The organism is Chromobacterium alticapitis (assembly GCF_002924365.1).
In the GTDB taxonomy this organism is placed as follows: Bacteria; Pseudomonadota; Gammaproteobacteria; order Burkholderiales; family Chromobacteriaceae; genus Chromobacterium; species Chromobacterium alticapitis.
In genome coordinates, this window is sequence record NZ_PQWB01000097.1 from 61,934 (window position 1) to 69,582 (window position 7,649).

The 7,649-nt window shown below is 63.9% G+C and carries 10 protein-coding genes; 5 read left to right on the forward strand and 5 right to left on the reverse strand.

Annotated elements, in window-relative coordinates; translation table 11 throughout:
* Positions 1–29 precede the first annotated feature (29 nt).
* Positions 30–794, forward strand: coding sequence for a substrate-binding periplasmic protein (locus tag C2I19_RS17370; RefSeq protein WP_103903906.1), 765 nt, complete (start codon positions 30–32; stop codon positions 792–794).
* Here the strand turns inward: C2I19_RS17370 and ybaK are convergent.
* The 3 genes from ybaK to msrP form a co-directional block, all read right to left on the reverse strand.
* Positions 778–1,257, reverse strand: a complete 480-nt coding sequence (gene ybaK, locus C2I19_RS17375; RefSeq protein ID WP_199181248.1) for a Cys-tRNA(Pro) deacylase — start codon at positions 1,255–1,257, stop codon at positions 778–780. The two genes, C2I19_RS17370 and ybaK, sit on opposite strands and share 17 nt — an antisense overlap.
* Before the next feature lie 64 nt (positions 1,258–1,321).
* Positions 1,322–1,939: a protein-methionine-sulfoxide reductase heme-binding subunit MsrQ gene (gene msrQ / locus C2I19_RS17380; protein ID WP_103903908.1), complete on the reverse strand. Its 618-nt coding sequence runs from the start codon at positions 1,937–1,939 to the stop codon at positions 1,322–1,324.
* The gene (msrP, locus tag C2I19_RS17385; RefSeq protein WP_103903909.1) at positions 1,939–2,856 is read right to left on the reverse strand and encodes a protein-methionine-sulfoxide reductase catalytic subunit MsrP; all 918 of its coding nucleotides are present in this window, start codon (positions 2,854–2,856) and stop codon (positions 1,939–1,941) included. The genes msrQ and msrP overlap by 1 nt, the downstream gene beginning before the upstream one ends.
* Before the next feature lie 235 nt (positions 2,857–3,091).
* On the opposite strand from msrP, the gene C2I19_RS17390 reads away from it, so the two are divergent.
* On the forward strand, positions 3,092–3,532 hold the full coding sequence (locus tag C2I19_RS17390) for a hypothetical protein (protein ID WP_103903910.1): 441 nt from the start codon (positions 3,092–3,094) through the stop codon (positions 3,530–3,532).
* Between the two features lie 21 nt (positions 3,533–3,553).
* Here the strand turns inward: C2I19_RS17390 and mnmL are convergent, their stop codons facing one another.
* Positions 3,554–4,456: a tRNA modification radical SAM protein MnmL/YtqA gene (gene mnmL / locus C2I19_RS17395; RefSeq protein WP_103903911.1), complete on the reverse strand. Its 903-nt coding sequence runs from the start codon at positions 4,454–4,456 to the stop codon at positions 3,554–3,556.
* Positions 4,457–4,641: 185 nt separating this feature from the next.
* Here mnmL and C2I19_RS17400 point away from each other — a divergent pair, with 185 nt between their 5' ends.
* Positions 4,642–5,400 (forward strand): hypothetical protein, encoded by a 759-nt coding sequence (locus C2I19_RS17400; RefSeq protein ID WP_103903912.1) that lies wholly within the window; start codon positions 4,642–4,644, stop codon positions 5,398–5,400.
* A gap of 86 nt (positions 5,401–5,486) precedes the next feature.
* Here C2I19_RS17400 and C2I19_RS17405 read toward each other — a convergent pair whose 3' ends face one another.
* Complete coding sequence (locus tag C2I19_RS17405; RefSeq protein ID WP_103903913.1) at positions 5,487–5,669, reverse strand: protein MIGRI; 183 nt, start codon at positions 5,667–5,669, stop codon at positions 5,487–5,489.
* A gap of 161 nt (positions 5,670–5,830) precedes the next feature.
* Between C2I19_RS17405 and metX the strand changes: the two genes are divergently transcribed.
* Positions 5,831–6,973 (forward strand): homoserine O-succinyltransferase MetX, encoded by a 1,143-nt coding sequence (gene metX, locus C2I19_RS17410; protein WP_103903914.1) that lies wholly within the window; start codon positions 5,831–5,833, stop codon positions 6,971–6,973.
* The gene (metW, locus tag C2I19_RS17415) at positions 6,970–7,566 is read left to right on the forward strand and encodes a methionine biosynthesis protein MetW (protein WP_103903915.1); all 597 of its coding nucleotides are present in this window, start codon (positions 6,970–6,972) and stop codon (positions 7,564–7,566) included. The genes metX and metW overlap by 4 nt, the downstream gene beginning before the upstream one ends.
* Positions 7,567–7,649 lie beyond the last annotated feature (83 nt).

A 7,649-nucleotide genomic window follows, 5' to 3' on the forward strand; every position in this document is an offset into this window, starting at 1 on the left:
ACAGTATCCCCTCCCCGCAAGGAAGCGCCATGCGGCGTCTGTTGTTTCTGGTTTTCGCCTGGGCTCTGGGCAGCCCCGACGCGCGGGCGGAAACCACGCTGGAACTGGTCACCGGCGAATGGCCGCCCTATGTGTCGCAAAGCCTGCCGCAGGACGGCGTGTTCTCGCAAATCATGCGCCAGGCCTTCCAGCGCGCCGGCTATCAAGTACATATCACTTATCTGAGCTGGCTGCAGGACGAGGCGCAAATCCGCGCCGGCAAAGCCGTCGCGGCCTTTCCCTACCGGCCCACGCCGGAGCGCCAGAAAGAATTCGACTTCTCGCCCCCGCTGATGCGAACCAGCAGCTATCTGTTCTATTACAAGCCCAATATGCCGCACCCGCCCCAGGCCTTCCAGTCGCTGGACGATTTGCGCGGCTACCGCATCGCCATCCAGCTGGGCTACTGGTATCTGCCGCTATTCCAGCAGCACAAGCTGAACACCTTGCTGACCAGCGATGAGGTCAACGCGCTGCGTCAACTGCAAAAAGGTCATCTGGACCTAGCGCCGATGGCGCTGGAGCGCGGCCTCTACCTGATCCACACCACGCTGCCGGCGCATGAGAAGGAGTTCGGCTACCTTCCCGCACCCCTGGACAAGGAAACGCCGCTGAGCCTGATGTTCTCGCGCAGCTACCCTCAGGTGGAACGCATACGGGAAGATTTTGCGCGCGCGCTGGAGCAGATGGAGAAAGACGGTAGCCTGAAGGCCATCTACCAGCGCAACTTCCCGGAAGTCACGCCGCCGCGTTGACCAGGGTGGGACTCAACACCCGGATTGCCTCGCGCGGGTCCACGCCGATCAGAAAACCGCGCTTGCCGCCATTGATATAGATGACGGGAAGCGCTGCGATGCTGGCTTCCATGTATACCGGCATGGCGTGTCGCGTGCCGAAGGGACTGGTGCCGCCCACTTGGTAGCCGCTGTGTTTATCCGCGGTTTTAGGGTCGCAGGGATGCACTTTTTTGACACCGATCTGCTTGGCCAGCATGCCGGTGCCCACTTCGCGGTCGCCGTGCATCAGCACGATCAAAGGACGCTTGTTCTCGTCCTCCATGATCAGCGTCTTGACCACCGCGTGCTCGTCCACGCCCAGTTCGCGCGCCGATACCGTGGTGCCGCCCTTTTCCTCGTACTTGTACAGGTGTTCGGTGTACTCGACCTTGCGCTCGCGCAGCACGCGGACGGCCTGGGTGACGGGAGCCTTGCTGGACATGATGTTCTTCCGCTGCGAAACACCACACTTTAAAACCGCTCCGCCGCCTTGCCAAGCGCCCGGATCAAGCTTTGCGCGCGCGCCACCACAAGCGCAGGCCCAGCAGCAAGGCCAGCGCCGCCGCGTAAATCAGCGGCTGGGTAATATCCTTCTTCACCAGCCACCAGTAATGCGTCACCGCCAGGATGGCCACCGGATACACCAGCCGGTGCAGTTTGCCCCAGTTGCGCTTCAGGCGCCGCATCCAGCCCTGGGTGGAGGTCAGCGCCAGCGGCGCCATCAAGACGATGGCGGCGAAGCCCACGGTGATGAAGGGGCGTTTGGCGATGTCTTTGAGGATGTGTTGCCAATCGAAAAACTGGTCCAGCCAGATATAGGTGGTGAAATGCAGGCTGGCATAGAAAAAGGCGAACAAGCCCAGCATGCGTCGGCACTTCAAGGGCCAGGCCTGGCCGCTGAAACGGCGCAGCGGCGTCATGGCCAGCGTGGCCAGCAACCACACCAGCGTCCAGGTGCCGGTGGAACGGGTGATGAATTCGACCGGGTTCACCGCTTCGCCCCTCAGTACGATCCACGCCGCGCGCGCCAGCGGCAGCAGGCAGGCGATGAACAGCAGCGTCTTGCCGATGGCGATCCGGCGCTCGGCCGGCTTGGCGGGAGATTTCATGCGCAGCGTCGTCATCAGTAGTTCTTTCTCAGATCCATGCCGCGATACAGGCCAGCCACCTGATCGGCATAACCGTTGAACATCAGGGTTTTGCGCTTGAAGAACTCGCCTATGCGACGCTCGGATGCCTGGCTCCAGCGCGGATGGTCCACCTCCGGATTCACATTGGAGTAAAAGCCGTACTCATGCGCGTTGGCCAGGTTCCAGCTGGTGGCCGGCATGGTTTCCTGCAGCCGGATGCGCACGATGGATTTGATGCTCTTGAAACCGTATTTCCACGGCACCACCAGGCGGATGGGCGCGCCGTTCTGGTTGGGCAAGACATTGCCGTACAGGCCGACGGCCAGGAGGGTCAGCGGATGCATGGCTTCGTCCATGCGCAGGCCCTCCCGGTACGGCCATTCCAGCACGGAGGTGCGCTGGCCCGGCATCTCGCCCGGCCGCTCCAGCGTTTCAAAAGACACGAACTTGGCGCGCGAGTTCGGGTTCATCTGCTTGAGCAGGCTGGCCAAGGGAAATCCCACCCAGGGGATCACCATGCTCCAGCCCTCCACGCAGCGCAGCCGGTAGACGCGCTCTTCCAGCGGAAACTTCATCAAGTCTTCAATCGCGAAACGGCGCGGCTTGGCCACCTCGCCGTCCACCAGCACGCTCCACGGCCGGGTATGCAGGCTGCCGGCGTTCTCCCCCGGATCGGACTTGTCGGTGCCGAATTCGTAGAAGTTGTTGTAGCTGGTGATGTCTTTCAGGCTGTTGGGCTTGTCGTTGGACGCCAGTTGCGACAGCGGGCTTTTTTTGGCGCTCAGCCCGGCCAGCGTCTCGGCGGACAACAACAGGCCGGCGGCGCCCAGCATGAATTGGCGGCGATTGAAGTACACGCGCTCCGGCGTGATTTCCGACGGCAAATGGTCGGCGGGTTTCTGGATCAGCATGGCGGCTCTCCCTCTCGTTCCCACTTGGTCGGACTCGCACGCCCATTCTGACACGCCGGATCATCTATTGTTCAGCGCAATGCGCGCCGCGCTATAAGTCCTAATAAATACCACGCTGATTCAAACCAAAATATTTACAATTCCGTTACAATTGCGCAATATGTCGCACGCATTCCTCCGCGCATCTTGAGGATGCTAAGCAGGCAATCCCAACCCTTTCCGCTGGAGAAACTTTATGAAAAAACTATTCGCCATCGCACTGACCCTGCTCGGCTTCCTCGCCTGCCAACCGGCCTTCGCCCGCCATGAGCCGCTGGCGCTGCCGGGCCGCATCGCGCTGGCGGCGGAAAACGGCGACATCAACAAGAACAAAACCGCCATCGTCAACGCCGGCGCCAGCCTGGGCTGGACGGTGGATTCGGACCAGCCGGGCAAGGTGGCGCTCAAGCACGTCAAGGGCGACCATGTGCTGGTGCTCAATATCGCTTACGACGCCACCGGCTACCAACTCAGCTATGGCTCCAGCGAGAACCTGAATTACAGGCAAACCGAGTTCGGCGCGCAAATCCATCCGCTCGTCAATCATTGGATCGCCAATCTGGCCAAGCACATCGGCGGCAGCCGAACCGATCTCAATGCCGCAGCCGATAAGCCGGCCGCCAGCGGCGCGCAGTAATACTGTCATTGCGCCTTTGGCTCATGCCAAGGCGCTTCCCTGCCCGCCACGCTCCTGCAGCCGCTGGCCGATGGCTTGCAGGGCAGTCCAGCGGGAGGCACACCACGCCGGCGCGATCAGCGTCGGCGCCTGAGCCGTGGCGGATATCCGGTGATACACCACCTCTTCCGGGGTATGGCGGATCAGGCTGGCTGCCAGCTCGGCATAGTCGTCCAGCGCCATCGGCCTTACTTCGCCGCGACTATGCTGCGCCGCCATCCGGCTGCCGCGCACTATCATCAGCGGATGCAGCTTCAGCCCCTCAACGCCTATGTCCAACACGGTTCGCAATGTGGCATGCGCGTCATCGGCATTTTCGCCGGGCAAGCCGGCGATCAAGTGCGCGCAAACCTTGAGCCCGCGAGCGTGGGCGCGCCGGACCGCGTCGCGGTAATCGGCCAGGGTGTGGCCGCGGCGGATCAGGGCCTGCGTCCGGTCATGCGCGGTTTGCAGCCCCAGCTCCAGCCACACTTCGCTCCCCGCGTCCCGGTAACCGGCCAATAGGTCCAGCGCCGCGTCCGGCACGCAGTCCGGCCGGGTGCCTACGCACAAGCCGACGACGCCGGCGGCCGCCACCGCCTCGTCGTATAGCGCGCGCAGCGTCTCCACTTCGGCATAGGTGCTGGTATAGGCCTGGAAATAGGCCAGATAGCGCCGGGCGCGATCGGTCTTGCGCTTTTCGCGCTCCAACTGCTGGTTGATGGAAAGTGCGGCCGGTTCGCGGCCGAAACTGCGGACATTGCAGAAGGTGCAGCCGCCTCGCCCCAAAGTGCCGTCGCGGTTGGGGCAGGTGAAGTCGCCAGCCAGGGATAGTTTGTGTACGGGTTCCCCAAAGCGCCGCTTCAAATAATGGCCAAAGGTGTGGATATGGCGGGTCAGGTCCATGGCAGGGCCGGCAAAAGCGCGCAGTTTAGCGGCGAGCCTCCCCGCGCAAGCTGAGCGGGATCAAGCATCTGGCAGACCAGGGCAGGATGGGTCAACAAAACATATTTCGGATAAAAACTACCCGTATTGACAAGCCATGCAGCCCCCCGCACAGTGGCGAGCCTGCCATGTCATAAACATTGCCCATGTCCTCGACGCTCCGTTATCGCATCCAGCGCGCGCCCGATGTAGACGCCGCGACGCTGCGCCGCCTGCACGCGCTGCGCCTGGCTCAATTTCCCTTTCGCGCCCCCGCCCCCGCCATGGAGGAGGACATGTGGCGCGAATTCCTGCTCAGCTACCGTCAGGACCAGGCCTGGTCCGTCGTTTTCCATGACCCGGCCGGCATCCCGCGCGGCTTCTGGCTGGCCGTGGCGGAGCGGACCGTCGCTCCCGCCCGTCCCGGCATGCTGCTGCGGGTGGACTACTCCTATACCGAGCCGGGCTGGCGCGGCAATTCGGCGCTGATCGCCTCCACCCTGCGCGTGCTGTGGCGGGTAAAACGACAGGCGCCCAGGCTGCCGCTGCTGTTCGGCTGCATCTGCTTCCCCAACAGCTTCGTTCGCGTGGCGGCGACCTTCGGCGGCGTAGCCACGCTGGCCGACCGCCCTCTCGCCCCCGGCGACAAGGCTCTGCTGGAGCAGTTGGGCATGGCGGCTTCCGGATCGCGTTGGAACGCGGCGGCCGGGCTGGCCGACTTCCGCGACCACACGCCGCCCGCGTTGGCGGCGCACATCGCCGACACCCCCAGGCTGGCCAAGCATTTGGCGCGCTACGAAGCCGCCAATCCGGATTGGCGGCTCGGCATGGCGCTGCCGATTTTCTGCGAGATCCGCCTCTCCGAAGCCTGCCGCGGCGTCTGGCACAGCCTGCGCCGAGCGTGGCGAAGCCAGCGCGCGCGCTGACAACCGGCTCCGAAATGGCAGTTCAGATCTGGAAACAAGGAGAACTGCCCATCCGGCGAGGCGCCAGAATCGGCGCTCGCGCGTCCTTAAAGCTGGTGCCAGCCCAGCCAATACAGCACGCTGAATAGCCCGGCGCTGATCAGCAAGGCGATGGCGAGCGCGGAGAACAACTCGTGCAGGGAGCGGCGCTGGCTGGGTTTCAAAAACCAGCGCGCCACCGTCCACAGGATCAGGCACAGCGCGAAAAACTTGAACAGGCGTCCGAACATGATGGCGCTTGGAAGGAAGACCGCCCGATTATCCCGGCGCAGCCTCTTCCCGCGCAAGCATGTCTTATGGATATAATCGGACGGTAGCCGCAGGAGACCGCGCCCGACACGCCCCGACAGAGGACGGCGGACGAGGATAAAAATAGAAGAGGCACCCATTGATGACCGACACCGACTGTTCGGTAGGCATCGTCGCGGCCGAAGACGCCGCATTCGATGTCCCCTTGCCGCTCGCCAGCGGCGCCGTGCTGCCCAGCTATCAGCTGCGCTTCGAAACCTATGGCCGTCTCAATGCAGACAAGAGCAACGCCATCCTGATCTGCCACGCGCTGTCCGGCCACCACCACGTGGCCGGCCGCTACCACGCCGACGACAAGGCCGCCGGCTGGTGGGACAATATGATCGGCCCCGGCAAACCGATAGACACCTCCCGCTTCTTCGTCGTGGGCGTCAACAATCTGGGCGGCTGCCACGGCAGCACCGGCCCGTCCAGCCTCAATCCGGCCACCGGCCAACCCTGGGGCTCGGCTTTTCCGGTGGTGACGGTGGCTGACTGGGTCACATCCCAGGCCAGGCTGGCGGACCGGCTGGGCATCACGCGCTGGGCCGCCGTGATAGGCGGCTCGCTGGGCGGCATGCAGGCGCTGCACTGGAGCATCGCCTACCCTGAGCGCGTGGTGCACGCGCTGGTAATCGCCTCCGCGCCCAAGCTGTCGGCGCAAAACATCGCCTTCAACGACGTGGCGCGCCAAGCCATCCTGTCCGACCCGGACTTCTGCGGCGGCGACTTCTACCAGCAGGGCACGGTGCCGCGACGCGGCCTCAGGCTGGCGCGCATGCTGGGCCACATCACCTATCTGTCCGATGACGGCATGGGCGAAAAATTCGGCCGCATGCTGCGATCAGGCGAATACCGCTTCGGCTACGACGTGGAGTTCGAAATCGAAAGCTATCTGCGCTACCAGGGCGACAAGTTCTCCGACTACTTCGACGGCAACACCTATCTCTTGATGACCAAGGCGCTGGACTACTTCGACCCGGCCAAAGACTGCGGCGGCGACCTGGCCGCCGCGCTGCGGCCGGCCCAGGCCCAGTTCCTGCTGGCTAGTTTCACCAGCGACTGGCGCTTCTCGCCGGAGCGCTCGCGCGAGACGGCGCAGGCGCTGATCGCCGCCGGCAAGCGCGTCAGCTACGCCGAGATCGAGTCCGCGCACGGCCACGACGCCTTCCTGATGACAGACCAACCATACGTGGACCTGATGCGCGCCTATTTGCACCGCGTGGCCGAGGAGGTAAAGGCATGAGCGCGACCCAGCCCCTCCGCCCCGACCTCCAACTGATCGCAGACTGGATCGCCCCCGGCAGCCGCGTGCTGGACCTGGGCTGCGGCGACGGCCAATTGCTGGCCGCCCTGCAACGCGACAAGCAAATCCAGGGCTACGGCGTGGATTTCGACGTCGCCAACGTGGTGCGCTGCGTCGCCGCCGGCGTCAACGCGGTGCAGGGCGACCTGGAAAGCGGCCTGGCCGATTTCGGCGACCACCGCTTCGATCACGTGGTGCTGTCGCAGACCATACAGGCCATGCGCCACACCGAGGCCATCCTCAACGAAATGCTGCGCGTCGGCCGCGAAGCCATCGTCACCTTCCCCAATTTCGGCTACTGGCAGAACCGCTGGCAAATCCTGCAGGGCCATATGCCGGTGTCCGACACCATCCCCTACCAGTGGTACGACACCCCCAATATCCACTGGTGCATGTTGGGCGACTTCGAGCGGCTCTGCGCCAAGAACCGCATCCGAGTGATGCAGAGGGTGGTCATGGACAAGGGCAAGCGGGTATCCTTGCTGCCTAATCTGCGCGGCAGCCTGGCTTTCTACCGGGTGGCGCGCGGCTGATTCCGCACCGCCCCCGAGGAGACCCCCATGCGCCTGCTGCTGGCCATCTTCCTGCCCTGGCTGCAGTTCTTCACCATAGGCCG